General features: G+C 69.4%; 26 protein-coding genes. 4 read left to right on the forward strand and 22 right to left on the reverse strand.

Translation table 11 applies throughout. The features are described 5' to 3' along the window. The first annotated feature begins 509 nt into the window (after positions 1 to 509). Positions 510 to 1418 (forward strand): CoA transferase, encoded by a 909-nt coding sequence (locus ACIPV2_RS12845; protein WP_400841850.1) that lies wholly within the window; start codon positions 510 to 512, stop codon positions 1416 to 1418. A gap of 58 nt (positions 1419 to 1476) precedes the next feature. Here ACIPV2_RS12845 and ACIPV2_RS12850 read toward each other — a convergent pair whose 3' ends face one another. Next, positions 1477 to 2265, reverse strand: a complete 789-nt coding sequence (locus ACIPV2_RS12850) for a DUF4184 family protein (protein ID WP_400841852.1) — start codon at positions 2263 to 2265, stop codon at positions 1477 to 1479. Positions 2266 to 2267: 2 nt separating this feature from the next. Next, positions 2268 to 3569, reverse strand: a complete 1302-nt coding sequence (gene tyrS / locus ACIPV2_RS12855) for a tyrosine--tRNA ligase (protein WP_400841854.1) — start codon at positions 3567 to 3569, stop codon at positions 2268 to 2270. 73 nt (positions 3570 to 3642) lie between these two features. Here tyrS and ACIPV2_RS12860 point away from each other — a divergent pair, with 73 nt between their 5' ends. After that, positions 3643 to 4227: a hypothetical protein gene (locus ACIPV2_RS12860; RefSeq protein WP_400841856.1), complete on the forward strand. Its 585-nt coding sequence runs from the start codon at positions 3643 to 3645 to the stop codon at positions 4225 to 4227. Here ACIPV2_RS12860 and ACIPV2_RS12865 read toward each other — a convergent pair. The 10 genes from ACIPV2_RS12865 to pheS all read right to left on the reverse strand — a co-directional run bounded on the left by ACIPV2_RS12865 (position 4214) and on the right by pheS (position 16648). Next, positions 4214 to 4861 carry a SatD family protein gene (locus ACIPV2_RS12865; RefSeq protein ID WP_400841858.1) on the reverse strand — a complete coding sequence of 216 codons (648 nt, stop codon included), beginning with the start codon at positions 4859 to 4861 and terminating at the stop codon, positions 4214 to 4216. The genes ACIPV2_RS12860 and ACIPV2_RS12865 overlap by 14 nt on opposite strands. A gap of 82 nt (positions 4862 to 4943) precedes the next feature. Continuing rightward, positions 4944 to 6365 carry an argininosuccinate lyase gene (gene argH / locus ACIPV2_RS12870; RefSeq protein ID WP_400841860.1) on the reverse strand — a complete coding sequence of 474 codons (1422 nt, stop codon included), beginning with the start codon at positions 6363 to 6365 and terminating at the stop codon, positions 4944 to 4946. Then, positions 6362 to 7297 carry an ornithine carbamoyltransferase gene (argF, locus tag ACIPV2_RS12875; protein ID WP_400841862.1) on the reverse strand — a complete coding sequence of 312 codons (936 nt, stop codon included), beginning with the start codon at positions 7295 to 7297 and terminating at the stop codon, positions 6362 to 6364. The genes argH and argF overlap by 4 nt, the downstream gene beginning before the upstream one ends. Then, positions 7294 to 8535 (reverse strand): acetylornithine transaminase, encoded by a 1242-nt coding sequence (locus ACIPV2_RS12880; protein WP_400841864.1) that lies wholly within the window; start codon positions 8533 to 8535, stop codon positions 7294 to 7296. Before ACIPV2_RS12880 ends, argF begins: the two co-directional genes overlap by 4 nt. Continuing rightward, entirely contained in the window at positions 8528 to 9430 is a 903-nt protein-coding gene (gene argB, locus ACIPV2_RS12885; protein WP_400841866.1) for an acetylglutamate kinase, read from the reverse strand. Before argB ends, ACIPV2_RS12880 begins: the two co-directional genes overlap by 8 nt. Continuing rightward, complete coding sequence (gene argJ, locus ACIPV2_RS12890) at positions 9427 to 10584, reverse strand: bifunctional glutamate N-acetyltransferase/amino-acid acetyltransferase ArgJ (protein WP_400841868.1); 1158 nt, start codon at positions 10582 to 10584, stop codon at positions 9427 to 9429. Before argJ ends, argB begins: the two co-directional genes overlap by 4 nt. After that, on the reverse strand, positions 10581 to 11648 hold the full coding sequence (gene argC / locus ACIPV2_RS12895; RefSeq protein WP_400841870.1) for an N-acetyl-gamma-glutamyl-phosphate reductase: 1068 nt from the start codon (positions 11646 to 11648) through the stop codon (positions 10581 to 10583). Before argC ends, argJ begins: the two co-directional genes overlap by 4 nt. A 328-nt stretch (positions 11649 to 11976) precedes the next feature. Continuing rightward, positions 11977 to 12936, reverse strand: a complete 960-nt coding sequence (locus ACIPV2_RS12900; protein WP_400841872.1) for a reductase — start codon at positions 12934 to 12936, stop codon at positions 11977 to 11979. A 146-nt stretch (positions 12937 to 13082) separates the two neighbouring features. Then, positions 13083 to 15599, reverse strand: coding sequence for a phenylalanine--tRNA ligase subunit beta (gene pheT / locus ACIPV2_RS12905; protein ID WP_400841874.1), 2517 nt, complete (start codon positions 15597 to 15599; stop codon positions 13083 to 13085). Next, positions 15599 to 16648 (reverse strand): phenylalanine--tRNA ligase subunit alpha, encoded by a 1050-nt coding sequence (gene pheS, locus ACIPV2_RS12910; protein ID WP_400841876.1) that lies wholly within the window; start codon positions 16646 to 16648, stop codon positions 15599 to 15601. Before pheS ends, pheT begins: the two co-directional genes overlap by 1 nt. 90 nt (positions 16649 to 16738) lie before the next feature. Between pheS and ACIPV2_RS12915 the strand changes: the two genes are divergently transcribed. Then, positions 16739 to 18244: a gluconokinase gene (locus ACIPV2_RS12915; protein WP_400841878.1), complete on the forward strand. Its 1506-nt coding sequence runs from the start codon at positions 16739 to 16741 to the stop codon at positions 18242 to 18244. A 53-nt stretch (positions 18245 to 18297) separates the two neighbouring features. Here ACIPV2_RS12915 and ACIPV2_RS12920 read toward each other — a convergent pair whose 3' ends face one another. The 8 genes from ACIPV2_RS12920 to infC form a co-directional block, all read right to left on the reverse strand. Next, complete coding sequence (locus tag ACIPV2_RS12920) at positions 18298 to 19233, reverse strand: amino acid ABC transporter permease (protein ID WP_400841880.1); 936 nt, start codon at positions 19231 to 19233, stop codon at positions 18298 to 18300. Continuing rightward, positions 19230 to 19886, reverse strand: a complete 657-nt coding sequence (locus tag ACIPV2_RS12925; protein WP_400841882.1) for an amino acid ABC transporter permease — start codon at positions 19884 to 19886, stop codon at positions 19230 to 19232. The genes ACIPV2_RS12920 and ACIPV2_RS12925 overlap by 4 nt, the downstream gene beginning before the upstream one ends. A gap of 61 nt (positions 19887 to 19947) precedes the next feature. Further along, positions 19948 to 20853 (reverse strand): glutamate ABC transporter substrate-binding protein, encoded by a 906-nt coding sequence (locus ACIPV2_RS12930; protein ID WP_400841884.1) that lies wholly within the window; start codon positions 20851 to 20853, stop codon positions 19948 to 19950. A 39-nt stretch (positions 20854 to 20892) separates the two neighbouring features. Continuing rightward, positions 20893 to 21642, reverse strand: coding sequence for an amino acid ABC transporter ATP-binding protein (locus ACIPV2_RS12935; protein ID WP_101188249.1), 750 nt, complete (start codon positions 21640 to 21642; stop codon positions 20893 to 20895). 105 nt (positions 21643 to 21747) lie between these two features. After that, positions 21748 to 22554, reverse strand: a complete 807-nt coding sequence (locus ACIPV2_RS12940; protein ID WP_400841887.1) for a TrmH family RNA methyltransferase — start codon at positions 22552 to 22554, stop codon at positions 21748 to 21750. 76 nt (positions 22555 to 22630) lie between these two features. Then, complete coding sequence (gene rplT, locus ACIPV2_RS12945) at positions 22631 to 23017, reverse strand: 50S ribosomal protein L20 (protein ID WP_071643620.1); 387 nt, start codon at positions 23015 to 23017, stop codon at positions 22631 to 22633. Positions 23018 to 23047: 30 nt separating this feature from the next. Continuing rightward, positions 23048 to 23242: a 50S ribosomal protein L35 gene (gene rpmI / locus ACIPV2_RS12950; RefSeq protein WP_071643619.1), complete on the reverse strand. Its 195-nt coding sequence runs from the start codon at positions 23240 to 23242 to the stop codon at positions 23048 to 23050. Positions 23243 to 23316: 74 nt separating this feature from the next. Beyond that, positions 23317 to 23934: a translation initiation factor IF-3 gene (gene infC, locus ACIPV2_RS12955; protein ID WP_101188251.1), complete on the reverse strand. Its 618-nt coding sequence runs from the start codon at positions 23932 to 23934 to the stop codon at positions 23317 to 23319. A 199-nt stretch (positions 23935 to 24133) separates the two neighbouring features. Between infC and ACIPV2_RS12960 the strand changes: the two genes are divergently transcribed. Further along, on the forward strand, positions 24134 to 24565 hold the full coding sequence (locus ACIPV2_RS12960; protein ID WP_101188252.1) for a DUF1844 domain-containing protein: 432 nt from the start codon (positions 24134 to 24136) through the stop codon (positions 24563 to 24565). A gap of 5 nt (positions 24566 to 24570) precedes the next feature. Here the strand turns inward: ACIPV2_RS12960 and ACIPV2_RS12965 are convergent, their stop codons facing one another. Together ACIPV2_RS12965 and priA are read right to left on the reverse strand one after the other, a co-directional pair. Continuing rightward, entirely contained in the window at positions 24571 to 25386 is an 816-nt protein-coding gene (locus tag ACIPV2_RS12965) for an SseB family protein (RefSeq protein WP_400841890.1), read from the reverse strand. Then, the gene (priA, locus tag ACIPV2_RS12970) at positions 25370 to 26116 is read right to left on the reverse strand and encodes a bifunctional 1-(5-phosphoribosyl)-5-((5-phosphoribosylamino)methylideneamino)imidazole-4-carboxamide isomerase/phosphoribosylanthranilate isomerase PriA (RefSeq protein WP_400841892.1); all 747 of its coding nucleotides are present in this window, start codon (positions 26114 to 26116) and stop codon (positions 25370 to 25372) included. The genes ACIPV2_RS12965 and priA overlap by 17 nt, the downstream gene beginning before the upstream one ends. Between the last annotated feature and the right edge of the window lie 157 nt (positions 26117 to 26273).

Genomic DNA, 26273 nt, shown 5'->3' on the forward strand with positions numbered 1-26273 from the left:
TGGAGGGGAGCCAGGCCCTTCAGGCCTTCCGCTCAACCGCTTGGGGCGAACAAGTAATAAGTTACGCCGATCCCCCACACCCCGCAAATCACCACCCACCCCCGGGCGTGTCGCACACCACCGTCTGCCCGTGAATACGCGGATGATCAGGCTGTTCCGGCGTAGTGTCTGCTCATGCAGCAGATGGAGCCTTCGCACCCCGTGCCGCTGCCCTCCCGGCTGGCGGTGGGCGAGCTGGCCTGGCGCAGTGTGTGCGCCGTGGGCCGGGCGCTCTCCCCCGACGACTTCCTGCCGCCGGATCCCGGCCAGATCGCCGCTGCCTATCGCACCGACAGGGAGCTCCGCATCGACGGCGAAGTGCCCGACGTATGGTCGCCGCTGTCTGGCGGACGGCCGATGGCTGGGTTCGCACGCATGGCAATTACCCGCATCACGCCTCCGCGCTCACGGCAGCGCTTCGGGTGCCTCTCCACGCTTCGCCCGAGGACATCTCGAGCAGGCTGGCGACCATGGCGTCCGACGTGGCCGCCCACGGGATCACCGCCGCGGGCGGGCTGTGCGTCACGGTGCGCCGAGAGGATCCGCAGCGCGACGCGATGCTGCGGCGGCATCCGCTCGTCGAGACGCGTCGCGTGGCGGACTCCCCCGCGCGTCCGCTGCCGCTCCTTTCAGCGACCGCTCCCCTCTCGGGCGTGCGCGTCCTCGACCTCACCCGCGTGATCGCCGGTCCGGTCGCCACCCGCACGCTCGCCTTCGCGGGAGCAGACGTGCTGCGACTCGACCCGCCTCACCTCCCGGAACCGGAGTGGCAGCACCTGGACACCGGCCACGGCAAGCGCACCGCACTGCTCGACGTCGGTGCCGAGTCGGCGCGTGTCGAGAGCCTGCTCGCAGATGCGGACGTCGTCGCGCTCGGATACCACCCTTCCGCGCTTGCACGTCTGGGGCTCTCGCCTGCAGACCTCGCTCGACGGCATCCGCATCTCGTCATCGCCCAGCTGAGCGCGTGGCCTGGCGATGACTCGCCGCGCGGGTTCGACAGTCTCGTGCAGGCGGAGTCCGGGATCTCGTGGATCGAGTCCGCTGACGGTGCGTCGCCAGGCGCGCTCCCCGCGCAGGCGCTGGATCACTCCGCCGGCTATCTGCTTGCCGCCGCGGTGATCACGGCCCTGCGACGCCGTGCGGAGGTCGGCGGCGGCTGGCTGGTGCGCGCCTCCCTGCGGCGCGTCGCGGCGGAGCTGCTCGGGATGCCACGGCGGCCCGTCCCCGCGCCTGCGGATGAGTACGAGGCGCGAACTCAGGAATTCGAGGTGGCGGGTCGACGGGTGACGACCGTGGCACCCGCGGTGCTGTGGCCTGGTGCACCCGCGCGCTTCCGTCCGGCCCGTCCGTGGGGCGGCGACACTCCGGAGTGGTGAGCGCCCTCCGTGGCACGACGCGACATGAGCGAGGCCGAGCGTCAGTCCCGCGTCTGGGTCATCTCCGACGCCGCGCAGAGGCGACCACGATACCCAGCGACAGCACGAGCGTGGCCGCGCCCCACAGTCCGCACGCCGGCGGCAGCACCCGGTAGGCCAGATGCTGCACGGTGAACGACGCGTCGAGAGGACCGAACGCGAGCAGCCCGACGACCCACGCGGCGATGAGGATCGCCGGCAGGCTCAGCATCCAGATCCACCGGGCCCACGCCGGCAGCATCCGCGGGAGGCGCTCGACCGGCCGGCGGCGCAGCCAGATCAGGGCGAAGACGCCGATGACCAGCAGTCCGACCACACTCGATCCGTGCTGCAGCCACTTGTAACCCGCGAGTGGTCCCCACATCTGCTGCAGCGCGGGAATCGCCTCCACGCCCCAGCGTCCCTCGTGGGTGAAGAGGTCCCAGCCGATGTGCGAGAGTACCCCGAGCATCAGCGAGATCACCAGCAGCAGCGGATAGCCGAAGCGCTCGCGCGGAGCGACCAGCTCGATCGCTGCGTCAGCGCCAGTGCGTCGCCAGTCAGCCGGAAGACGATCGGCGATGGCATCCGGGGCCAGCTCGACGGATGCCGGACGAAGCACCACCCGCCAGACCAGCAGCAGCACGAAGGCGACGAGAGTCGTCCACACGATGTTCGACCAGCCGTGCGTGAAACCGTACGAGAGTCCCGCCCCGCGCAGGAACAGCGGCAGATCCGGCGTCATCGCACCGATCGCGATCGCAGCCGGAACCAGCGGTGATCGCGCGAACGGCAGCGCGATCACCGCATGGCTCGGAGTGAAGGGCATGCTCAGCCGATGAAGACGCCCGCGAGGGTCTTCTTGCCGCGGCGCAGCACGGAGACGCCGCCGGGCAGCGTGCCCTGAACGGTGGTCTCATGATCGACGACCTTCGCGCCGTCGAGTGTGACGCCGCCCTGCGTGATCGCCCGTCGCGCCTCGGATGCGCTGGTGACCAGGCCGGTCGCGACCAGCGCATCGACGACGGATGCTCCGGTCGGCACCGTGGCATTCGGCAGCTCGTCGAGTGCCGTGCGCAGGGTCGCCGCATCGAGCTCGCTCAGGTCACCCTGCCCGAACAGCGCCTCCGACGCCGCGATCACCGCGGCCGTCGCCTCGGCGCCGTGCACGGTGGTGCAGACCTCGAGCGCGAGGCGCTTCTGCGCCGCTCGTCGGAACGGCTCGCTCTCGACGAGAGCGGCGTACTCCTCGATCTCGGCGCGGGTCAGGAAGGTGAAGACCTTGAGCCGTTCGATCACGTCGGCGTCGGCGGTGCTGAGCCAGAACTGGTACATCCGGTACGGGCTGCACATGTCGGCGTCGAGCCAGACCGCATTGCCCTCGCTCTTGCCGAACTTCGTGCCGTCGCTGTTGGTGATCAGCGGGGTGCCGATGGCGTGCGCGGAGGCGCCCTCGACGCGGTGGATGAGATCCGTGCCGCTGGTGAGGTTGCCCCACTGGTCGCTGCCGCCGGTCTGCAGCACGCAGTCGTAGGAGCGGTACAGCTCGAGGAAGTCCATGCCCTGCAGGATCTGGTAGCTGAACTCGGTGTAGCTGATGCCGGCATCCGAGTTCAGACGCGCTGCCACAGCGTCCTTCTTGAGCATCGTGCCGACGCGGTAGTGCTTTCCGATTTCGCGCAGGAAGTCGATGGCGCTCATCGGCGCCGTCCAGTCGAGGTTGTTCACCATGCGGGCGGCGTTCTCGCCCTCGAAGCTGAGGAAGCGCTCGACCTGTGCGCGCAGGCGCTGCACCCACTCCTCGACGGTCTCGCGCGTGTTGAGCGTGCGCTCGGCCGTGGGGCGCGGGTCGCCGATCAGGCCGGTCGAGCCGCCGACGAGGCCGAGCGGCTTGTGCCCCGCGAGCTGGATGCGGCGCAGCGTGAGCAGCTGCACGAGGTTGCCCAGGTGCAGGCTCGGCGCGGTCGGGTCGAATCCGCAGTAATACGTGATCGGGTCCCCGGCGAGAAGGGCGCGCAGCGCCTCCTGATCGGTGGACACGTGGACGAGGCCGCGCCACAGCAGCTCGTCCCACACGTTCTCGAACGTGGGGTCGAGCGCCACCGGGGCGGTCGTCAGAGCGGGATTCGACACGCGTTCCAGGCTATCAGCGCACGACACGCGCACCGTCCCGTCGGGTGTCGGATGCCCGTGGGATGCTGTCGGCATGTCGCCGGTCGATCCGCTCACCTCCGCCGTGCTCGCCTCGATCATCCTGATCGTGCTGGTCATCGTGCTCGTGCTCTCGCTGCTCGGCGTGCGCACGCCCTCGACGGCGACGATGGCGGTGTGCGCCGTCCTGCTCGTCGCTGCGGTGACGATCGTGATCGTCGTCCACCCGATCGCGATGCCGGCGATCGGGGTGCCGATGACGGTGATCGGGATCGGCGCCGCGACTCTCGGAGGCAACCCGTTCACTCGACGGGCGCTGGACATCGCCACCGGCAAGCGCGTGCGCGAGACCCCGGACGGCGGCATCCTCATCGTCGCCGCGCAGCACGCAGATCCCGCGGACGTGCGGACCCTCATGCGGGGAGGAACCGTGATCGGCTACCTCGAGCGGATCTGCACCGTGCTGGCGATCGCCGTGGGGTTCCCGGAGGCGATCGCCGCGATCATCGCTGTGAAGGGCATCGGCCGCTTCCCCGAGCTGGGCGAGGCCGAAGCGAGGGAGCGCTTCATCATCGGCACCCTCGCCAGCCTGCTCTGGGCAGGGGCGATCGGCCTGATCCTGCGCCTCAGCCTGGGTTGAGCTCGAGCAGCCGGAATCCCTCGACCACCGCTGCCGAGCCCGCGGCCGTCAGCGCCTGCGACACCGCCGACTGCGTGACCCCCTCCTCTGCGGCGAGCTCGCGCTGAGTGCGGCCGAGGCAGCGGCCGTAGGTCAGCCGGCGCAAGCGCTCCCGCATCCCGCCGACGAGTTCATCCCGAGCCAGCAGATACGCGTTCGCCCACCGCACCTGCTCGAGAGGCATCTGTACACTCTCGTGCACGACGATCCAGGTGCGGGCCTCGGGCGCCGCGCGCTTCTGCAGCGCCTGCACATGCTCGATGGCGCTGCGCGCGGCCCACCAACCCGGTCCCTCGGAGATACCGTCCTTCGATGCCGTCGAGGGGATGCGGCCCACATCACCGACGCCGATTCCGAAGCGGAACTCCACTCCGTCCGGCAGTGCGAGACGGATCAGCAGCAGAGAGGCCAGTGCGGCGTCGAGCGTCGGGTAGATGCCCTGCTGCTCATCGCCGACCGTCGGGCGGAGCGGCTGCGCAGCCAGGGGAAGGTCCTGCTGCGCCCGAGCGATCGCCGCGTCGAAGTGCTGCTGTGCTTCGATGCGGTCATCCAGCTGCCGGGATCCGATGATGTCGGCCGTGACTGCGATCACCATGGCATTAGGGTATCACTGATATCGCACGATAATAAGCAGATCGCTCATATTCCGCGGTTATCAGTTCCGGAGATCGCGGCGATCACAATCCCAGGGCGTGAGCGGCAGCCTGTGCGCGTGCTACGAGCTCGGCCCGCTGCTCGGTCACGCGATCCGGTGCGGTGCCCCCGACGCCCGAGCGCGACGCCACCGATCCCTCGATGGACAGCACCTCTCGCACCTCGGCAGTCAGATGCTCCGACACCGAATTAAGCAGCACCTCATCCGCATCCTCGAGTCCGATGCCGCGCTCCTCGCAGGCGCGCACCAGCGCGCCCGAGATCTCGTGCGCATCCCGGAACGGCACGCGGCGCTTGACCAGCCACTCCGCGACATCCGTCGCCAGCGAGAAGCCCTGCGGCGCGAGCGCCGCCATCCGCTCCGTGTCGAAGCGCAGCGTGGCGACCATGCCGGCGAACGCGGGCAGCACCACTTCGAGCGTCTGCACCGAGTCGAAGACCGGCTCCTTGTCCTCCTGCAGGTCGCGGTTGTAGGCCAGCGGCAGACCCTTGAGCGTGGCGAGCAGCCCGGACAGGTTGCCGATCAACCTGCCCGACTTGCCGCGCGCGAGCTCGGCGATGTCGGGGTTCTTCTTCTGCGGCATGATGCTCGACCCGGTCGAATACGCGTCGTCGAGCGTGACGAAGCCGAACTCCCGGGTGTTCCAGAGGATGATCTCCTCGCTCAGACGCGACAGGTCGATGCCGGTCATCGCGGCGATGAACGCGAACTCGGCCACCACATCGCGGGCCGAGGTGCCGTCGAGCGAGTTCTCGGCCGGGCGGTCGAGCCCGAGCTCGCGTGCCACGAGAGCAGGGTCGAGGCCGAGCGTCGAGCCGGCGAGCGCTCCCCCGCCGTACGGCGAGACTCCGGCGCGGCGCCGCCAGTCGACGAGCCGCTCGAGCTCGCGCACCAGAGGCCAGGCGTGCGCCTGCAGGTGATGGGCGAGCAGCACCGGCTGTGCGTGCTGCAGGTGCGTGCGTCCCGGCAGGATGGCGCCGGGGTGCGCCTCGGCCTGCGCGACCAGTGCGTCGATCACGCGCAGCAGGTGCTTGGCGATGACCCGGGCGTGGTCGATGAGGTACATGCGCACGAGGGTGGCGATCTGGTCGTTGCGGCTGCGACCGGCGCGCAGCCGGCCCCCCACCTCGGCACCGACCTCGGCGATGAGCGCCTTCTCGAGCGCTCCGTGCACGTCCTCGTCACCCGGATCGGGCAGCAGGGTGCCATCTGCGATCCGCGCCGCGAGAGCGTCGAGTCCCTCGTGCATGATGCGTGCTTCGTCGGCTTCGAGGTAGCCCGCCGCCTGCAGAGCGGTCGCGTGCGCGTGGGACCCCGCGATGTCGTACGGGGCGAGAATCCAGTCGAAGTGCGTCGAGCGGCTCAGCTCGGCGAGCTCCGGCGAGGGACCGCCGGCGAAGCGCGCGCCCCAGAGTGCGCCGTCGTTCGTGCCGTTGCCGCTCACGCTGCCGTCTCCTGCTTGCCGAGCAGCCACACGAGCAGCGCCTTCTGGGCGTGCAGACGGTTCTCCGCCTCGTCCCAGACGACACTCTGCGGGCCGTCGATGACCTCGGAGTCGACCTCGTAGCCGCGATCCGCGGGCAGGCAGTGGATGAAGATGGCATCCGGTGCGGCCTGCGACATGACCTCTGTCGTGACCTTGTACCCGCCGAGATCGCGCAGACGCTCGATCTTCTCCTCCTCCTTGCCCATCGACACCCAGGTGTCGGTGACGACGACGTCAGCGCCGACGGACGCCTCGCGCCGGTCGGAGACCAGGGTGATCGAGCCGCCGGTCTCGGCCGCACGGGCCTCGGCCGCAGCGACCACGTCAGCGCGAGGAGCGTAAGCCGCGGGCGAGGCGATGCGCACGTGCATCCCGGCGGTCACTCCGGCGAGCGCGTAGGAGTGCGCCATGTTGCTGCGTCCGTCGCCGAAGAACGACAGGGTGAGACCCTTGAGGTCTCCCTTGTGCTCGCGAATCGTGAGCAGGTCGGCCAGCAGCTGGCAGGGGTGGAAGTCGTCGGAGAGTGCATTGACGACGGGAACCCGGGTGCCGCGCGCCATCTCCTCGAGCCCCGACTGGGCGTAGGTGCGCCACACGATGGCCGCCACCTGGCGCTCGAGCACACGGGCGGTGTCGGAGGGGGTCTCCTTGCCGCCGAGCTGGCTGTTCGCGGTCGAGATGATCAGCGGCGATCCGCCGAGATCGGCGATGCCCACGGCGAACGAGACGCGGGTGCGAGTGGAGGACTTGTCGAAGATCACCGCGACCGTCTGCGGGCCGGCCAGGGCCTTGCTCGCCCAGCGGTCCTTCTTCAGCTCGAGCGCGAGGTCGAGGATCTCCGCCTGCTCGGCGGGGGTCAGGTCGTCGTCGCGCAGCAGGTGGCGGGTCATGCGGAGGCCTCCGAGAGGGTCGTTGCGGTCTGTGCCTGCGCGGTCTCTGCGACGGCCGCGAGCGCGGCGCCGAAGCGCGTGACGAACTCGTCGACCTCGTCGTCGCCGATCGTGTAGGCGGGGGCGATGCGGATGATGTCGGCCGTGGGCGCGTTGACGATGAGTCCGCGCTCGTGTGCGGCCGCGCGGACGTCGGCGGCGACCGGTGCGGTGAGGTGGATGCCGATGAGCAGGCCTGCTCCCGAGGTGCGGTCGACCAGCGGCAGCGACGTCACCGCATCGCGCAGCTGTGCTCCTCGCGCGGTGACGTTCTCGAGCAGGTTCTCGCTCTCGATGTAGCCGAGCACGGCGTTGGCGACGGCGCTCGCGAGCGGGTTGCCGCCGAACGTCGAGTTGTGGGTTCCGGGATAGAACAGGTCGCCGGCCGCTCCGAATGTGATGAGCGCGCCGAGCGGGAAGCCCGCCCCGATGCTCTTGGCCACGGTCACCGCATCCGGCGTGATGCCCTCGCGCTGGAAGGCGAACCACTCCCCCGTGCGTCCGGACCCGGTCTGCACCTCGTCGAGGATCAGCAGCGCGTCGTTCTCGGTGGCGAGCTCGCGAGCACGCACGAGGAATCCGGCCGGGAGCTCGACGACGCCCGCCTCGCCCTGGATCGGCTCGACGATCAACGCCGCGACGGCCTGTGACGCGAATGCCGACTCGAGGCTCTCGACGGAGCGCTCGACGGTCACCACATCGGGGATCGCGGGCTGGAAGGGGTCGCGGTACGCGGCCTTCGGCGTCAGCGACAGCGTGCCCATCGTGCGCCCGTGGAAGGCGCCCTCGACCACGAGGATCGTCGTGCGGGCTCTGCCCTCGGTCTCGGTGAAGCGCGCGCCGTGCAGACGCGACAGCTTGATCGCGGTCTCGTTCGCCTCGGCGCCGGAGTTGGCCAGGTACACGCGGCCCTGCTCACCTGTGCCGGCCAGGCGCTTGAGTCGCGCGGCGATCTCGAGCTGAGCAGGCGAGGCGAAGTAGTTCGACACGTGCGACAGCGTCGCGGCCTGCCGCGAGACGGCGTCGACGAAGACGGGGTGGGCGTGCCCGAGGCAGTTCACCGCGATGCCACCGAGGAAGTCGAGGTAGCGGTTCTCATCGGCGTCCCATACCCACGAGCCGTCACCCCTGGTCAGCAGCGCCAGGCGCCCGCCCAGACTCATCAGATCGCGTGCCGCGTCATCGTTCCAATCAGGCATCCTTGACCACCTCCGTGCCGATTCCCTTGCTTGTGAACAGCTCGACCAGCACCGAATGCGGCACCCGTCCGTCGATGATGGCGGCGGCGTCGACGCCGCCCTCGACGGCATCGAGGCAGGCTCGCATCTTCGGGATCATCCCCGACTCGAGCGTCGGAAGCATCTCGGCCAGCGAGCTGGATGTGAGATGCGAGACGAGTGAGTCGCGGTTGGGCCAGTCAACGTAGAGCCCTGGCACATCTGTGAGGATCACCAGCTTGCGCGCGTCGAGCGCGACGGCGAGGGCGGATGCCGCGGCATCCGCGTTGACGTTGAGCGACTGCCCGGGGTGGTCGAGGTCGGGGGCGATCGAGGAGACGACCGGAATGCGCCCGGAGGCGAGGTGGTCCAGCACCGGGGTCGGGTCGACCTGCACGACGTCGCCGACGCGACCGAGGTCGACCTCTTCGCCGTCGATCACGACGCCACGACGACGACCGCCGAACAGACCCGCGTCCTCTCCGCTGAGCCCGGTCGCGATGGGCCCGTGCGAGTTGATCTTCGCGACCAGCTGGGGGTTCACCTGGCCGGTGAGCACCATGCGGACCACGCTGATCGCCTCGGTGTTGGTGACCCGGTAGCCGCCCTTGAACTCGCTCGGGATCGCGAGTCGGTCGAGCATGTTCGAGATCTGCGGGCCGCCGCCGTGCACGACGACGGGCTGAACACCGACATAGCGCAGGTACGCGATGTCCTGCGCGAACGCCTCCTGCAGCTCGTCCGAGACCATCGCATTGCCGCCGTACTTCACGACGACGATCTGGTCGCGGAACTTCTTCAGCCACGGCAGGGATTCGATGAGGGTGCCGGCCTTGACGGCCGCCTCTTCGGGCCGGGTGTCGTGGATGTCGGTCATGAGGCGTAGGCGCTGTTCTCGTGCACGTAGTCGTGGGTCAGGTCGTTGGTGAGGATGGTGGCGGTGGCGTCGCCCAGCTTCAGGTCGATCTCGATATGCACCTCGCGCGGTGTCAGGTCGACCTCCTCGCGCGGTCGATCCGGGCCGCCGGCGGTGCACACGCGCACGCCGTTCATCGAGACGTCGACGTCGTACGGGTCGAACTGGGCGGAGGTGGTGCCGATCGCGGCGAGAACTCGGCCCCAGTTCGGATCGTTGCCGAAGATCGCCGCTTTGAAGAGGTTGTTCCGTGCAACCGACCGGCCGACCTCGACGGCCTCGGTCTCGGTGACGGCGTTCCTCACCTCGATGGCGATGCTGTGGCTCGCGCCTTCCGCATCCGCCTGCAGCTGCTCGGCGAGATCCCGGCAGAGCTCCGTGAGCGCGGCGGCGAAATCGTCCAGATCGGGACGGATGCCGCTGGCGGCATTCGCGAGCAGCGTGACCTGATCGTTGGTGGACATGCATCCGTCCGAGTCGAGCCGGTCGAAGCTGACGGCGGTCGCCCTGCGCAGTGCCGCGTCGGCTTCGGATGCCTCGAGGTCGGCGTCGGTGGTGATGACGACGAGCATGGTCGCGAGTCCCGGGGCGAGCATGCCCGCGCCCTTGGCCATGCCGCCGATCGTCCAGCCGTCGCGGCTGACGACCGCGATCTTCGGCACACTGTCGGTCGTCATGATGGCGGCCGCCGCGTCGTCGCCGCCGTCGGAGCTGAGTGCGGCGATGCCGCGCTCGACGCCGTCGAGCACCTTGTCGCGGAACACCTCGTCGCCGGTGCCGATGAGCCCGGTCGAGCACACCAGCACGTCACCGGCGCTGACATCGAGCAGTTCGGCTGCCTTCTCGGCGGTGAGGTGGGTGGTCTGGAAGCCGAAGGCGCCGGTGAAGCAGTTCGCTCCCCCGGAGTTGAGCACGACCGCCTCGACCACGCGATCGGCGATGACCTGCTGCGACCAGATGATCGGGTTGGCCTTGGCGCGGTTGGTGGTGAAGACAGCGGCGCCGATCTTGCGGGGGCCGCGGTTGACGACCACGGCGACGTCGGGCTTGCCGGTGCTCTTCAGGCCTGCGGCGACTCCGGACGCTTCGAATCCCTGGGGTGCGGTGACACTCACGGCGCGACTCCGTTCACAGTGAGGGCGCGACCTTCTGGCAGGCCGAGCGCGATGTTCATGGACTGCACGGCGGCGCCGGCCGTCCCCTTGACGAGGTTGTCGACGGCGGTGACGACGATCACCCGGTTCGCGGCCCTGTCGATCGCGAGGCCCATCAGCGCGGTGTTCGCGCCGAGCACGTCGGCGGTGCGGGGGAAGTGGCCTTCGGGAAGCAGGTGGACGAATGTCTCGTCGCCGTAGGCGCTCTGCCACGCGTCGCGGATCTCAGCGTCTGAGACTCCTTGGGCGATCGGCGCGCTCGAGGTGGCGAGGATGCCCCTGGCCATCGGGACGATGACGGGGGTGAACGAGATGCGGATGTCCTCATGACCGGTCCCTGAGCCCGCCGAAGGGGACGCCGCGGCGAGCGCCTGCCGGATCTCGGGGATATGCCGGTGCGAGCCGCCGACCGCGTACGGGTTGGCGGTGCCGAGGATCTCGCTGCCGAGGAGGTTGGTCTTCAGGCTCTTGCCGGCGCCCGAGGGGCCGACGGCGAGCATGCTGACGATGTCTGACGGGTCGATCACGCCGGCCGCGACGCCTGGGGCGAGGCTCAGGCTCACGGTGGAGGCGTTGCAGCCCGGGGCGGCGATGCGGTTCGCTCCGCGGAGGTTCTCGCGCTGCTTCCGCCCGTCCACCAGCAGCTCGGGCACGCCGTAGGTCCATGCCTCGTGGAAGGTGCCGCCGTAGAAGGCATCCCAGGCGTCTCGCGAGGCGAGGCGGTGGTCGGCGCCCGCGTCGATCACCAGCGGCGCGTCCTGCAGGGCATCCGTGTACTGGCCGGACTGGCCGTGCGGCAGCGCGAGGAAGACGATGTCGTGCCCGGAGAGGATCTCGGGAGTGGTGTCCTGCAGCGTCAGATGTGCGAGGGATCGGAGGTGCGGCTGGTGCTCGATGAGCGGCTGACCCGCGTTGGAATGCGCGGTCACGGTGCGGATCTCGATGTCGGGATGGGCGGCGAGAAGCCGCAGGATCTCGCCTCCCGCATAGCCGGATGCGCCGGAGACGGCGACGGAGTACGTCATGCTTCTACCTTAACGGTCGGTGCTCGGTCGGCCCCGAGGATGACGCGGGGTGCGAGCGATGGACGGGCCGGGGCGGCGACGCCGGCTCCCTCCGATATAGGTCCCTGAGCTTGTCGAAGGGCGGAGAGCGCGGGGTCGCCTAGAGTCGGCGGCCGCCGCGGCGTCGGCGCACAGGAGCGACGCTGAAGATGAGCGTCTGCGAGAGCTGTGCGACCGAGGGCATGCCGCGACAGTAGCGCCGCGGGCGCGGCATCCGCAAATCCGCCACGTCTCGGCGGAGAGGGATGCCGCCGATCGCAGGACCTGCACCTCGGATGTCAGGGCGATGTCAGCTGGTCGATGAGCGCGCGTTCGTCTTCCCGGCTGAGTCCTGCGCGGCGCTCCCGATCAGGCCGCGGGCGCGCTCGTCGTCGAGGACGACGCGGATCGTCTCCTCGAGCGGGCGGATCGCCCCTCCGGCCGCGCGGTATGCGGAGTTGTCACGGCGCATGAAGCCGGGCATGTCGGCGGGCAGCCAGAGCGGCAACGACCTCTCCCCCATCCAGTACTGCACGCCGTGCGCCTCGAGCCACCCATCGCCCGCCTCCAGAAGCTCTCCGCTGTGTCCGGCCGCGGCTCGGATGCGGCTGAGCACCTCGGCCAGCGGATGCACGTCGCCGATCGCGTTCACGATCCCCCGCCGCCGCTCGGCGGTGAGGAAGGCGGCGAGGTCATCGACGTCGATCACCTGCACCGCGCGTGCGGCCAGCTCCGGGACCAGCACGGGGTCGATGCCCGCGCGCGCGAAGGCCGCCGCCCAGTAGCCGAACCGGTCGCTGGGGTCCCCCTCGCCCACGATGAGTCCGGGCCGCACGATGAGCGCCCGGTCTGCGAGCGTCATCACGGCGTCCTCCGCCGCGACCTTCTGCGCGCCGTATTGGTACTCGTCACCGGGCTGGGCGGGCGGATGCCGGATGCCCGACTCGTCGAGTCCCTTGGTCGTGTCGTCGGAGTACACCGACATCGACGACACGTACGTCCAGTGATCGGCTCGGTCGCCGAGTGCGGCGACGGCCGCGGCGACGTGGTCAGCGCGGGAGGAGATGTCGACGACCTCGTTCCAGCGCTGCTCGGCGAGCCGATCGTAGACCCCAGGGTCATCGCGATCGCCGCGGAGCAGCACCGTGCCGGCCGGCGCCGGGCGCTCTCCGCGTGCGAGACAGGTCACGGCGGCACCGGCATCCCGCCACCGCTGCGCGATCCGCCCCGAGAGCCATCCTGTTCCGCCGAGCACGAGCACCTGGGTCATGCCGCAATGACAGCACCGGCACCGTGTGAGCGGAAGGGATTCCGCTCAGAGCAGACGGAACACAGCGCAGAGGGAACACAGGGCAGACCGGAACGCAGAGCAGCCCTCCTGCGCCGGTCGGCTCAGGAGGGCTGCTCTGGGTGCAATCAGTCGCGGATGCTCGCACCGAAGCGCTCGGTGGCGACGGCGACGCCGGCGAGCTTCGCCTCGGTCGCCTCGGCCGCGGTGAGCGTGCGGTCGGATGCCCGGAAGCGCAGCGCGAAGCTGAGGCTCTTCTGCCCCTCGCCCAGCCCCTCGCCGCGGTAGTCGTCGACGAGGCGCGCCGACTCGAGCAGCTCGCCTGCGCCCTCGATGAGCGCGGTGCGGACCTCGGATGCCGGCACCTCCATGCCCACCACGAGCGAGACGTCCTGCGTCGCGGCGGGGAAGGTCGACAGCGACTCGGCCACGACCCGGTGACCGGCGAGGGTGAGCACGCGGTCGAGATCGAGCTCCAGCACGTACGCGCGTCCGGGAAGATCGGCGTCGGCCGACACCTGCGGGTGCAGTTCGCCGACATAGCCGACCTGCTCGCCGTTCACGCTCAGCACGCCGGCGCGGCCCGGGTGCAGCGCCGCACGCTGCGTCTGCTCGACATCGATCTCGACGCCGGCGGCAACCGCGATCACTCGGACCGCATCGAGCGCGTCGGAGAGATCGACGTGCTCGGCGGCGCGCCCCGGCTGCCGGGGCGTGATGTTGCCGGTCAGCAGCGCCGAGACGAGACGCGGCTGCGGCGGAATCGACGCGTCGAGCTCGGCGAGCGTCTCATCAGACGGACGCCGGCCCAGTGGCGGCACGAAGTCGGTGCCGTACGCGACGCCCTCCTCGGGCGTGAACACCGAGCCGACCTCGAACAGCGCCAGGTCGACGAGTCCGCGTGAGATGTTGCGGTGCGCGGTCTGGAGCAGTCCCGGGATCAGCGACCGGCGCAGGAACGGCGCCTGGCCGTCGAGAGCGTTGGCCAGACGGATGCTGGGCAGGTGCGCCCCGCTCGCCGAGCCGTGCAGATCGTTCTGCTCCTCCGTGGTGAACGGGAACGACGGCGTCTCGACGAAGCCGGCCGCGGCGAGCGCGTCCGCCACTCGGGTGCGCGCGATCTGCAGCGCGGTGTACCCGCGGCCGGACGGCGGGGTCGGCAGGATCGAGGGGATGCGGTCGAGCCCATGGATGCGGGCGACCTCCTCGACGAGCGTCCACTTGTCGGTCAGGTCGCGTCGCCAGCTCGGCGGGATGACGAACCAGCCCTGTGACGGGGTGCCTGAGCCGGCCGAAGGGCGCACCTCGGCGCCGATCATCTCGAGGGCGCCGACGATCTCCTCGTCGGTGTAGTCGACGCCCACGACGCCCTCGGTGAACCCGCGGGGCAGGTCGATTCCGGCGATCTCGACCTCGGCGTAGAGCGCACCGCCCTCATCGGTCAGCGTTCCACCTGCGAGCTCGACCATGAGGTCTGCCACCCGCCGTGCGGCTACGAACGGAATCAGCGGGTCGACGCCGCGCTCGAAGCGCTTCGACGCCTCGCTGGGCAGCTTGTGCCGGCGAGCCGTGCGGGCGATGGTGACGGGATCGAAGGTGGCCGCCTCGATGAGCACGTTGCGGGTCTCGCCGCTCATCTCGGTGGTGCCGCCGCCCATGACACCGGCGAGGCCGATGGGACCTGACCCGTCGGTGATCAGCAGGTCCTCGACGTGCAGGGCGCGATCCTGTCCGTCGAGCGTGGTCATCCGCTCGCCCTCGACCGCACGGCGCACGACGATGCCGCCCTGCAGCCTGTCGAGGTCGTACCCGTGGATCGGGTTGCCGAGCTCGAGCATCACGTAGTTGGTGATGTCGATCAGCACGCCGAGCGAGCGCATCCCCGCCAGGCTCAGCCGTGCGATCATCCACGGCGGAGTGGGGCGGGACGGGTCGACGTCGCGCACGACGCGCACGACGAACTCGGTGGCGCCGACCGCACCGCGGATGGGCGCCTGATCGTCGACGCGGATCTCGAATCCGGATCCGGGCTGCAGCTGTGCGAAGTCGCGCTCGGCAGGATCGCGGAACTCTCCGCCGGTGGCGTGCGAGTACTCGCGGGCCAGACCGCGCAGCGAGAACGCGTAACCGCGGTCGGGCGTCACATTCACGTCGACGGCGAAGTCGTCGAGGTGCAGCAGAGCGATGGCATCCGCCCCGACCTTCGGGTCGAGACCGAGGGTCGAGAGCACGATGATGCCGTCGTGCTCGTCGCCGAGACCCAGCTCACGCGCCGAGGCGATCATGCCGTCGGAGACATGACCGTAGGTCTTGCGGGCCGAGATCGGGAAAGGACCGGGCAGCACCGCACCGGGCAGGCTCACCACGACCTTGTCGCCGACGACGAAGTTGTGCGCGCCGCAGACGATGCCCCTGGGCTCGGCCTCGCCTACATCGACCTGGCACCAGTTGATCGTCTTGCCGTTCTTCTGCGGCTCGGGCTCGATCGACAGCACCTGCCCGACCACGACAGGGCCGGAGATCTCGAAGCGGTGGATGTCCTCCTCTTCGAAGCCGACCGACACGAACGCGGCCAGCACGTCCTCGGCCGTGGCATCGGCTGCCACATCGACGTACTCGCGCAGCCAGGAGATCGGAACGCGCATCACACCACCATCCCGAACTGCTCGCTGAAGCGCACATCGCCCTCTGCCATGTCGCGCATGTCCTTCACGTCGCTGCGGAACATCAGGGCGCGCTCGACGCCGATGCCGAAGGCGAACCCGCTGTACACCTCGGGGTCGATGCCCGCCGCGCGCAGCACGTTCGGGTTGACCATGCCGCAGCCGCCCCACTCGATCCAGCGCGCGCCGCCGGTGAAGGTGGGGTGCCAGAGATCGAATTCCGCGGACGGCTCGGTGAACGGGAAGTAGTTGGTGCGCAGCCGCGTCTTCGCCTCGGCGCCGAACAGCTGCCGGGCGAGGTGGTCGAGCGTGCCCTTGAGGTGCGCCATCGTGATGCCCTTGTCGATGACGAGCCCCTCCACCTGGGTGAACACCGGCAGGTGGGTCGCGTCGAACTCGTCGGTGCGGTACACACGCCCGGGGCAGAGCACGTAGATCGGCAGCTCGCGGTCGAGCATGGAGCGCACCTGCACGGGGCTGGTGTGCGTGCGCATCACGAGGTGGCGCGACGTCGGGTCGACGTAGAAGGTGTCCTGCTCCTGGCGGGCTGGGTGATCCTCGTCGAAGTTGAGCGCGTCGAAGTTGAACCACTCGTGCTCGAGCTCGGGCCCCTCTGCGACCTCCCACCCCATGCCGACGAAGATGTCGCTGATCTGCTCCTGCATGAGCGGCAGAGGGTGGCGCGCGCCGACGCGCGAGCGCGACGCGATCGCCGTGATGTCGACGCGCTCCGCCTCGAGTCGAGCGGCCGTTTCGGCCTCGGCGAGCTCGGTCTCCTTGGCGGCGAGGGCCTGGGTCACGCGGCCCCGGCCCTGCCCGATCAGCTTGCCGAACGCGGCCTTGTGCTCGGGGGCGACCTGACGCATCGACGCGTTCAGCACGGCAAGCGGAGAGCCCTCGGCGACGTGCGAGGCGCGTGCCGCCTTCAGCTCTGCCGTGTCGGCTGCGGCGCCGATCGCGACGAGCGCGGCGTCGACGGCGACCTCCACCGCCTCGGGTGTGATCTGGGGTGCTGCGGGCGAGTCTGACACGAGAGAAGAGTCTACCGGCGCCCCGGATGCCGACCCGCCCGCCGATAGGATCGCCAACGACGGCGACCGACGAGCGCGACGGGATGGACGATGACCGCGAACGAACTGCCCACCACGCAGGCCATCACCCTGGTCTCTGCGCCCGCGCCGTACGTGCTGGCGATCGACATCGGCTCGGGCTCCACCCGCTGCAGCCTGTACGACGCCTACGCCCGACCGATCAAGAAGCGCATCGCCAAGGCCGACCATCTGTTCGTCGAAGAGTCGGACGGCACCGCCGAGATCGATGCCGATCTGATCGTCGCCGAGGTGGCCGACGTGATCGGCCAGGTGGTGGACGGCATCGAGCCCGGGCTCATCCGCGCGGTGGTGATGGACACGTTCGCCTCCTCGCTGGTGTGCGTCGACGCCCACGGCGATGCCCTGACGCCGTGCTACACCTACGCGGATTCCCGTTCCGCGGGGCATCTGGCTCAGCTGCGCGCGCGCCTGGACGAGGCCGAGGTGCACCAGCGCATCGGCGCACGACTGCACACCAGCTACCACCCGCCGCGCCTGCTGTGGCTGCAGGACGAGCATCCCGACGTCTTCGCCCGCACGGCGAAGTTCCTCTCCCTCGGCGAGTACGTGTACGCGAAGCTGGCCGGCATCGAGGGCGCGGCCACATCGACGATGGCGTGGGCGGGCATCCTCAACCGGCACACCTGCGAGCTCGACGACGAGCTGCTCGCCGCGGTGGGCGTCGACCGGTCGCGCTTCGCGCCGATCGTCGACCCCGACGAGCCGATCACCGCGGTCTCCCCCGACGTCGCGCGGCGCTGGCCGGCCCTCGAGGGCGCGGCATGGTTCCCTGCGGTGCCGGACGGATACGCGTCGAACGTCGGGGTGGGCGCGTCAGCGCCGGACACCGCCGCCCTGTCAGCGGCCACGTCGGGTGCGATCCGCGTGATCGTCGACGGGACACCCGATGTGCTGCCCTCGGGACTGTGGGCCTACCGCATCTCCCGCACGCAGTCGATCGTCGGCGGTGCGCTCAACGATGTCGGACGCGTGACGCTCTGGCTGCAGGCCACGCTCGCTCCCCTCTCGTACGAGGAGATCGACGAGCTGCTGCGCGCCGCACCCGAGGACAGCACGCCGCTCATGCTCCCTTTCCTCACCGGCGAGCGGGCCACCGGATGGGCGGGCAGCGCGCGTGCCGCACTGACCGGGGTGTCATCCGCCTCGGGGCCGCGCGAGCTGTGGCGCGGCGCGGCCGAGGGCATCGCCGTCTCGTACCAGCGGGTGTTCGAGCAGCTGCACGAGGTGAGCCCTGGCATCGAGCGCGTGATCGCCTCGGGCGGCGTCACCGGCGCCTTCCCCTCGCTGATGTCGGTGGTCGCGCAGGCGCTCGGGTTCCCCGTGCAGGTGGTCAAGGTGAAGCGCGTCACGATGCGCGGAGCCGCCGCCATCGCCCTGTCGGTGCTGCAGCCCGAGCATCCGCTGGCGATCATCCCGCAGACCGCTCGCACCGAGCCGGATGCCGGGCAGCGGGAGTACTACGACGACCTGCGGCGCCGGTTCGACGAGGCGTACGCGGCCATCATCGCCGGCTGAGACGGCCCGGAACGGATGAAGGCGCCCCGGACGGGGGCGCCTTCGCTCTTCTGTCAGATCTGGGTGGGCGGCATGCCCGAGCCGGGATCGAACTTGCCGGCGCCGCGCTGCATGGCGATGACCTCGGTCACCGTCGACTCGCCGTGGATGCGGGGGTCGCCGCCGGCATCCGGGGTGTAGCCCTTGAGCTTCGCGGAGTGACGCGTGCGCACCTCGACCCACTTCGCCACGCCGGCGAGGATCAGGCAGAGCGCGATGTAGATGCCGCCGATCACGAACGCCGACTGCAGGATCGGGCGACCCTGCTGCGAGCTGAGCAGCTTCGCGTAATACAGCAGCTCGGGGTAGGTGATGATGAAGCCGAGCGCGGTGTCCTTGAGGGTGACCACCAGCTGCGCGACGATCACGGGCAGCATCGCGCGCACCGCCTGCGGCAGCAGGATGAGGCGCATCACGCCGCTCTTGCGGAGGCCGATCGCGTACCCGGCCTCCTTCTGCCCCTTGGGCAGTGATTCGATGCCGGCGCGCAGCGCCTCGGCGAGCACCGAGCCGTTGTAGACCATGAGGCCGATGACGACCGCCCAGTACGGCTCCATGTCGATGCCGACCACGGGGAGCCCGTAGTACAGCAGCATCATGAACACGAGCACCGGCACAGCGCGGAACAGCTCGATGATCACGCCGACCGGGATGCGCACCCAGGCGTGATCGGAGAGGCGGCCGATGGCGAGGGCGAAGCCGAGGATCAGGCTGAGCACGGCCGCGAGGGCGAAAGCGCCGAGGGTCTTGCCCAGCGCACCGAGGATGCCCGCCCACACGTTCGAGAAGGTGAAGACGTACCACTTCTGCGCTTCGAACTGACCGGTGGTGTACATCCGGTATGCCACGAAGCCGATCGCGCCGAGCACGACGAGGATGGTGACCACGGCGAGGACGCGGTTGCGGACGATCGCCCGGGGACCGGGGACGTCGTAGAGCACTGAGGTCATCGTGCGATCCTCCACTTGTTCTCGAGGTGGCGCTGCACCGCGCTCATCGCGAGCACGAGGATGACGAACACGACGGCGACCCAGAGCAGGACCTCCATCGGGTTGCCCGGCCGCTCCGCGGAGTCGTTGACGCGCGCGCGCAGGGCGGCGAGCTCGCTGATCGAGAAGCCCGCGGCGACGGTGGTGTTCTTCAGCAGCGCGATGAACACGCTCATCATCGGCGGGACGACGGAGCGGAACGCCTGCGGCAGCACCACCACTGTCATCACCTGGCCGAACGGAAGCCCGATCGCGCGTGCGGCCTCGGCCTGCCCGACGGGAACCGTGTTGATGCCGGCGCGCAGCACCTCGGCGACGTAGGTGGCGGTGTAGATGCCGATGGCGAGGATGCCGAGCACGGTGTTCGACAGCCGGGGAAGCCCCAGCTGCGGATAGCCGAACACGAAGAAGAAGAAGACCAGCGTGAGAGGGGTGTTGCGGATGATGTTCACGTACGCGGTGCCGACGGCACGCGCGATCGGCACGGGCGAGACGCGCATCGCGCCCACGATGACGCCGAGCACGAGCGCGATGAGACCGCCGATGAAGAACACCAGCAGGGTGTTCCCGATCGCCTCGCCCCACAGGTCGAGGTTTCCGAAGATGACGTCCACGCCGTCTTCCCTTCTCAGGAGGTGTTCGGGGCGGCCCTGTCAGGGCCGCCCCGAGAGGTGATCAGTACGCGTCGACCTTCGGCTGCTCGACCTTGATGCCCGACTTGCCCAGGTTCTTGTCGAAGATGGCCTGCCAGATGTCGTTGTTCTCGGTGAAGAGGTCGTTGATGTGCGTGCGCAGCGCATCATCGCCCTTGGTCAGGCCGACGCCGTAGCGCTCTTCGGTGAAGAGGCCGCCGGTGACCTTGACCTCGTCCGGGTACTGCGCGGCGTAGCCGATCAGGATGGCCTGGTCGGTGGTGACCGCGTCGACCTTGCCGTCGATGAGGTCCTGCACGCACGCGGAGTAGAGGTCGTACTCCTGCGTCTTGATCTCCTTGAAGTTCTCCTTGATGTTCTGGATCGGCGTGGAGCCGGTCGCAGAGCACACGGTCTTGCCGTTGAAGTCCTCGAGCTTGTCGGCCTCGGGGTCGTCCTTGCGGATCAGCAGGCCCTGCCCGGTGATGAAGTAGGGACCGGCGAAGTCGATCTGCTCCTTGCGCTTGTCGTTGATCGAGTAGGTGCCGACGTAGTAGTCCACGTCGCCGTTCACGATCGCCTGCTCGCGGTTCGCCGAGGCGATCGGCTTGAACTCGATCTTGTCCTCGCCGTAGCCGAGCGAAGCGGCGATCCAGCGGGCGATGTCGACGTCGAAGCCGCTGCGCTCCCCCGACGTGGCGTCGAGGTATCCGAGACCCGGCTGGTCCTCCTTGACGCCGATGGTGACCTTGCCGGCCTTCTCGATCTTGTCGAACGTGGGGCTGCCGTCGAGCTTGACGTCCTTCGCGACCTCGAACAGCGGCTTGTCGCCACTGTCTCCGGCGTCGCCGCCTCCCGGGTTGCTGGGGCTGCCGCTGTTGCAGCCGGTGAGGGCGAGCAGCGCCGCCGTGGCGATTCCGATCCCTGCGAGAGCTCGTGTGCGTCGCATGTGCGTCTCCTTCTGTGCTGTGGTGCGTATCGGTGAGGGTCAGTGGGTGAGGAGCTTCGAGAGGAAGTCCTTGGCGCGGGGGCTCTTCGGGTTGGTGAAGAACTCCTCGGGCGTCGCCTCCTCGACGATCTGCCCGTCGGCCATGAAGACCACACGGTTCGCGGCCTTGCGCGCGAAGCCCATCTCGTGGGTCACGACGATCATCGTCATGCCCTCCTTGGCGAGCTCGACCATCACGTCGAGGACCTCGTTGATCATCTCGGGATCGAGCGCGCTGGTCGGCTCGTCGAAGAGCATCACCTTCGGATGCATGGCGAGGGCGCGTGCGATCGCGACGCGTTGTTGCTGGCCGCCGGAGAGCTGCGCGGGCAGCTTGGATGCCTGCTGCGCGACGCCGACGCGCTCCAGCAGCGCCATGGCCTCCTTCTCGGCCTCGGCCTTGCTCTTGCCGAGCACCTTGATCGGACCGAGGGTCACGTTCTCGAGGATGGTGAGGTGCGCGAAGAGGTTGAACGACTGGAAGACCATGCCCACCTCGGCACGCAGCTTCGCGAGGCCCTTGCCCTCGGCGGGAAGGGTCTTGCCGTCGATGCGGATCTCGCCGCTCGTGATCGTCTCGAGACGGTTGATCGTGCGGCACAGCGTCGACTTGCCCGAGCCGGAGGGACCGATGACGACGACCACCTCGCCCCGGTCGACCGTCAGGTCGACGTCCTTGAGGGCGTGGAACTCGCCGTAGTGCTTCTGGACGTTCTCGACCACCACGAGGGCGTCATTGCGCTCTGCCATGAATCACAGACTAGGGCAGAGCCATCGTCCGATGCCGCGGCCCCACGCCCGTTTACCGATTCGTGATCGGCGTCCGGCCGCGTTCCCCAGCCCGAGGCGGGCGGCTCAGTCCGCCGCGCGCTGCGCGAAGGCCGACTCGTAGAGGCAGACGCTGGCGGCGGTGGCGAGGTTGAGGGACTCCGCGCGGCCGAAGATCGGCAGGCGCAGCGCACGGTCGGTCTGCGACAGCGCGTCGTCCTCGAGTCCGCGCGCCTCGTTGCCGAACAGCCAGGCCGTCGGCTGGGCGAGAAAGCCCTCGGCGCGGGCAGCGAGAAGATCGTCGCCCTTCACATCGGCTGCGACGACGTTCATCCCGGCTGCGTGCGCCCGGCGGATCACATCGTCGAGGTCTCCCCCGACGGAGACCGGCAGATGGAACAGAGAGCCGGTCGTCGAGCGCACGACCTTGGGGTTGTACGGGTCGACGGTGCGACCGGTGAGCACCACCGCATCCGCCCCTGCCGCATCCGCGGCGCGGATGATGGTGCCGAGGTTGCCGGGGTCGCGCACCTCCTCGCAGATCGCGATGAGCTTCGGCGAGGCCGCGAAGATGTCCTTGACCGAGGTCGGGGTCTGGCGAGTGACCGCGATGAGCCCCTGCGGGGTCACGGTGTCGGCCATGGCGGCGAGCACCGCCTCGGTGACGTACTCGACCTCGATCTCGTGCTCATCGGCGAGGGCGCGCACGTCGGCGTGCTTCTCCCATGCGGTGGGAGTCGCGAACAGCTCGATGATCGCCTCGGGCAGGTACTGCAGCGCCTCGCGCACCGACTGTGGACCCTCGAGCAGGAACAGGCCGGTCTCGACCCTTGCGCTGCGCTTGGTCAGCTTGGCCACGGCACGGACGCGGGGAGAGCGGGGGTTCTCGAGCACAGGCCCAGTCTATCGGGGCCGGGGAAGGCGAAACGGGCGCCTCCCCGAGGGGAGACGCCCGTGCAGACCACTCGGATCAGGCAGCGGCCTTCGGCGCGTTGACGTCCGAGGGCAGAGCGTTCTTGGCGACCTCGACGAGGGCGGTGAACGTGCCGGCGTCGGTCACGGCCAGGTCGGCCAGCATGCGACGGTCGACCTGCACGCCCGCGAGGCCGAGGCCCTGGATGAAGCGGTTGTACGTGATGCCGTTCTGGCGGGCAGCGGCGTTGATGCGCTGGATCCACAGACGGCGGAAGTCGCCCTTGCGCTTGCGACGGTCGCGGTACGCGTAGACGAGCGAGTGGGTGACCTGCTCCTTCGCCTTGCGGTACAGGCGCGAACGCTGGCCACGGTAACCGGACGCGCGCTCGAGGATGACGCGACGCTTCTTCTGCGCGTTGACTGCGCGCTTGACTCTTGCCATTTTCGTGTTCCTATTCGTACGTTCGGGCGCTCAGCGACCGAGAAGCTTCTTCGCGACCTTGGTGTCGGCCTTGGAGAGGACCTGGTCCTGGTTCAGGCGACGAGTGCGCCGGCTCGACTTGACCTCGAGGTTGTGGCGCATGCCGGCCTGCTGCTTCTTCAGCTTTCCGCTGCCGGTGATCTTGAAGCGCTTCTTCGCACCCGAGTGGGTCTTCTGCTTCGGCATCTTCTCTTCCTTCGTGTGGCGCCCTGGCGGGCGACGGTGGGTACCCGCTCGGAAGCGGGAGCTTTGGGGGCGGCTTACGCCTCGGACTCGTCGGTCGGGTCGGACTCCGACCCGCTCTTCGCGTCGCGCGCGGCCTGCTTGTTCGCAGTGCGGACCGCATTCTGCTCGGCCTTGGCCTCCGACTTGTTCTTCAGCGGAGCCACGACCATGACCATGTTGCGACCGTCGATGGTGGGGTTCGATTCCACGGTGCCCAGTTCGGCGACGTCCTCGGCGAACTTGCGCAGCAGGCGCACGCCCTGCTCGGGACGCGACTGCTCGCGACCGCGGAACAGGATCATCGCCTTGACCTTGTCGCCGGCTTTGAGGAAGCCCTCGGCGCGCTTGAGCTTGGTCGTGTAGTCGTGAGCTTCGATCTTCAGACGGAAGCGGACCTCTTTGAGGATGGTGTTCGCCTGGTTGCGGCGCGCTTCCTTGGCCTTCTGCGCGGCCTCGTACTTGAACTTGCCGTAGTCCATGATCTTGACCACGGGCGGCTTGGAGTTGGGGGCAACCTCGACGAGGTCGAGATCTGCCTCCTGGGCCAGACGCAGTGCTGCCTCGATGCGGACAACGCCGATCTGCTCACCCGCGGGACCGACGAGGCGGACCTCGGGGACGCGGATGCGCTCATTGGTACGGGGATCGCTGATGCGGAGCTCCTAAGACGTGGGTTCTCGGCCACCGGGACGCGGGTCGCGTCTCGGGCGAAATCGGAGTTCTCCCCACCCGCCGGCGCGATCAGACACACCGGCTTGTGACACCCTTTCCACCGGAACCGGCGGGGTGCTGAACCCGGTAGCCTGGAACGGCAAGCGCGGGTGGGATAAGAATCCTCTTTCGTATCGGAGCATGACACTCCGAAGCCCGCAGAAGTCTACCAGAAAGCATGCCGAAGTGACGATTCCTGCCGAGCACCACGATGACCGCCACGATCGCTGGGAGCAGCAGGAGCACGCCGCGAGTGCTGCGACCCGGGACATCGCGGATGTGCCCGCCGTCGAGGTGATCACGACCACCGCCGTGCACCTGATGAGCGCCGCGGCCGTGAAGGTCGGTCTTGCCGACTCCCCTGAGCAGCAGACCGACCTCGACGAGGCACGCAAGCTCATCAACACCCTCGCCGGTCTCATCACCGCAGGAGCACCCGAGATCAGCGACATGCACGCCCGCTCGCTGCGCGATGGCCTGCGCTCGCTTCAGCTGGCGTTCCGCGAGGCGTCCGTGATCCCCGACCCGATCGGCAAGGGGCCGGGCGAGAAGTGGACGGGTCCGGTCAACTGACCCGCTCAGCCCGTCGAGCGGGTGAGCTTCACCGTGAGCGAGTCGACGAGCACGGCCATGCGGTCATCGGCCGCCCAGCGCTGCGCGAGCCGTGCCAGCACAGCGTCGAGGGTCTCGCGTTCCAGGCCGTCGATCAGCTCGAGGGTGACGATGAGCTCCGGACCGCGCATCCGGGCATCCGGATCCCCCGCAGCGACCGACACGTCGATGACCGCCAGCTCGTGCGCGATGCTCTCCCGCAGCGCGGTGAACACCTCGGGCGAGAGGTGGCTCGGCTCCCACCGCTGCGCCTGCGCGATCGCCCAGACAGCCGGCCGGCGGAGGACGAACTCGGTCTCGGATGCCGGGTCGAGCACGATCAGATCCGTCTGCTCGCTCGACGCCGACAGCGCCACGCGGATCGCCTCGACGGGGATCGGCCGAGCAGCGGCATCCCAGCGGCGCATCGTGTCGACCGAGGAGAACACCGGCTGCACGCGACGGCCGTCTGGGGCGGCGACCGTGACGATCGAGAGCTCCTGCGTCTTGTCGACCGTCAGTCCTGTCACCTCTGAAATGGGTTCCTGAGCCTGCCGAAGGGCGCCCTTCTCGGCGATCAGCGGCACGAGCACGCGCGCGTCACGGAACGCATCGACCACCTCGACCTGAGAGCCCTCGCCGCTGCGGAAGCGCAGCAGCGCGGCGAGCAGCGCGGGGTCGGCGGAGCCGTCGTCGGCGGCGTGCGGGTTCGCCTCGAAGCTGCGACCCGCCCACGGAACGCCGGCCGAGTCGCCGGGGTTCTCGTGCCCGTGGTCGCAGGCGTCGTCAGTCGCCGGCGACATCCAGCGCCTCGGCGAGGGTGAACTGACCGGCATACAGGGCCTTGCCCACGATGGCGCCCTCGACGCCGAGCGGTACGAGCTCGCGCAGCGCCGCGATGTCGTCGAGCGTCGCGACGCCACCCGAGGCGATCACGGGCTTCGGGGTGCGCGAGGTGGTCTCGCGGAGGAGTTCGAGGTTCGGTCCGCGCAGGGTGCCGTCCTTGGTGACGTCGGTGACGACGTAGCGGCTGCAGTTCGCCTCTTCGAGGCGCTCGAGCACGTCCCAGATGTCGCCGCCCTCCTTCGTCCAGCCGCGGGCGGCGAGCGTGGTGCCGCGCACGTCGAGCCCGACGGCGATCGCCTCGCCGTAGCGGCTGATGACGTCGGCCGACCACTCCGGGTTCTCCAGGGCGGCGGTGCCGAGGTTGATGCGCGTCGCACCGGCCTCGAGGGCTGCGTCCAGGCTCGCGTCGTCGCGGATGCCGCCGGAGAGCTCGATGCTCACGCCGCGGTACTGCTTGATGACCTTGCGCAGGATCGCGGTGTTGCTGCCGCGCCCGAAGGCCGCGTCGAGGTCGACGAGGTGGATCCACTGCGCGCCGGCGTCGACGAACTCGCCGGCCGCGTCGACGGGGTCGCCGTAGCTCGTCTCGGTGCCGGCCTCGCCCTGCGTCAGGCGCACCGCCTTGCCGCCGGCCACATCGACCGCGGGCAGCAGGATCAGCGAGGGGGACTGTGCGAAGTCGTTCATGTCGTCCTTCGAAGGGGGTGAGTGCGGCCCGAGCGGGCACGAGAGATCAGAGTAGTCGGGCCTGAGGGTCGTCTCAAATGACGTGACGCTCGGCACCATGGGCCACTGGGGTTCTCGCAGGCCCCGGCGGTACGATCAGAGGGCGCACGAGCGGGAC

This window comes from Microbacterium sp. NPDC089987 (assembly GCF_044748505.1).
Taxonomy (GTDB): domain Bacteria; phylum Actinomycetota; class Actinomycetes; order Actinomycetales; family Microbacteriaceae; genus Microbacterium.

Bases quoted from the DNA above. Each gene is read 5' to 3' on its own strand.
- pheT (WP_400841874.1), bottom strand. From the start codon at position 15,599: ATGCGCGTTCCGATCTCCTGGCTGCGCGAGTACGTCGATGTGGCAGCC.
- ACIPV2_RS12860 (WP_400841856.1), top strand. From the start codon at position 3,643: ATGTCGCCGGTCGATCCGCTCACCTCCGCCGTGCTCGCCTCGATCATC.
- priA (WP_400841892.1), bottom strand. From the start codon at position 26,116: ATGAACGACTTCGCACAGTCCCCCTCGCTGATCCTGCTGCCCGCGGTC.
- argC (WP_400841870.1), bottom strand. From the start codon at position 11,648: ATGACGTACTCCGTCGCCGTCTCCGGCGCATCCGGCTATGCGGGAGGC.
- rpmI (WP_071643619.1), bottom strand. From the start codon at position 23,242: ATGCCGAAGCAGAAGACCCACTCGGGTGCGAAGAAGCGCTTCAAGATC.
- ACIPV2_RS12915 (WP_400841878.1), top strand. From the start codon at position 16,739: ATGACCGCGAACGAACTGCCCACCACGCAGGCCATCACCCTGGTCTCT.
- ACIPV2_RS12900 (WP_400841872.1), bottom strand. From the start codon at position 12,936: ATGACCCAGGTGCTCGTGCTCGGCGGAACAGGATGGCTCTCGGGGCGG.
- rplT (WP_071643620.1), bottom strand. From the start codon at position 23,017: ATGGCAAGAGTCAAGCGCGCAGTCAACGCGCAGAAGAAGCGTCGCGTC.
- argF (WP_400841862.1), bottom strand. From the start codon at position 7,297: ATGACCCGCCACCTGCTGCGCGACGACGACCTGACCCCCGCCGAGCAG.
- ACIPV2_RS12865 (WP_400841858.1), bottom strand. From the start codon at position 4,861: ATGGTGATCGCAGTCACGGCCGACATCATCGGATCCCGGCAGCTGGAT.
- ACIPV2_RS12880 (WP_400841864.1), bottom strand. From the start codon at position 8,535: ATGCCTGATTGGAACGATGACGCGGCACGCGATCTGATGAGTCTGGGC.
- ACIPV2_RS12930 (WP_400841884.1), bottom strand. From the start codon at position 20,853: ATGCGACGCACACGAGCTCTCGCAGGGATCGGAATCGCCACGGCGGCG.
- ACIPV2_RS12965 (WP_400841890.1), bottom strand. From the start codon at position 25,386: ATGTCGCCGGCGACTGACGACGCCTGCGACCACGGGCACGAGAACCCC.
- ACIPV2_RS12960 (WP_101188252.1), top strand. From the start codon at position 24,134: ATGACACTCCGAAGCCCGCAGAAGTCTACCAGAAAGCATGCCGAAGTG.
- ACIPV2_RS12935 (WP_101188249.1), bottom strand. From the start codon at position 21,642: ATGGCAGAGCGCAATGACGCCCTCGTGGTGGTCGAGAACGTCCAGAAG.
- ACIPV2_RS12845 (WP_400841850.1), top strand. From the start codon at position 510: ATGGCGTCCGACGTGGCCGCCCACGGGATCACCGCCGCGGGCGGGCTG.
- ACIPV2_RS12850 (WP_400841852.1), bottom strand. From the start codon at position 2,265: ATGCCCTTCACTCCGAGCCATGCGGTGATCGCGCTGCCGTTCGCGCGA.
- argB (WP_400841866.1), bottom strand. From the start codon at position 9,430: ATGACCGACATCCACGACACCCGGCCCGAAGAGGCGGCCGTCAAGGCC.
- ACIPV2_RS12920 (WP_400841880.1), bottom strand. From the start codon at position 19,233: ATGACCTCAGTGCTCTACGACGTCCCCGGTCCCCGGGCGATCGTCCGC.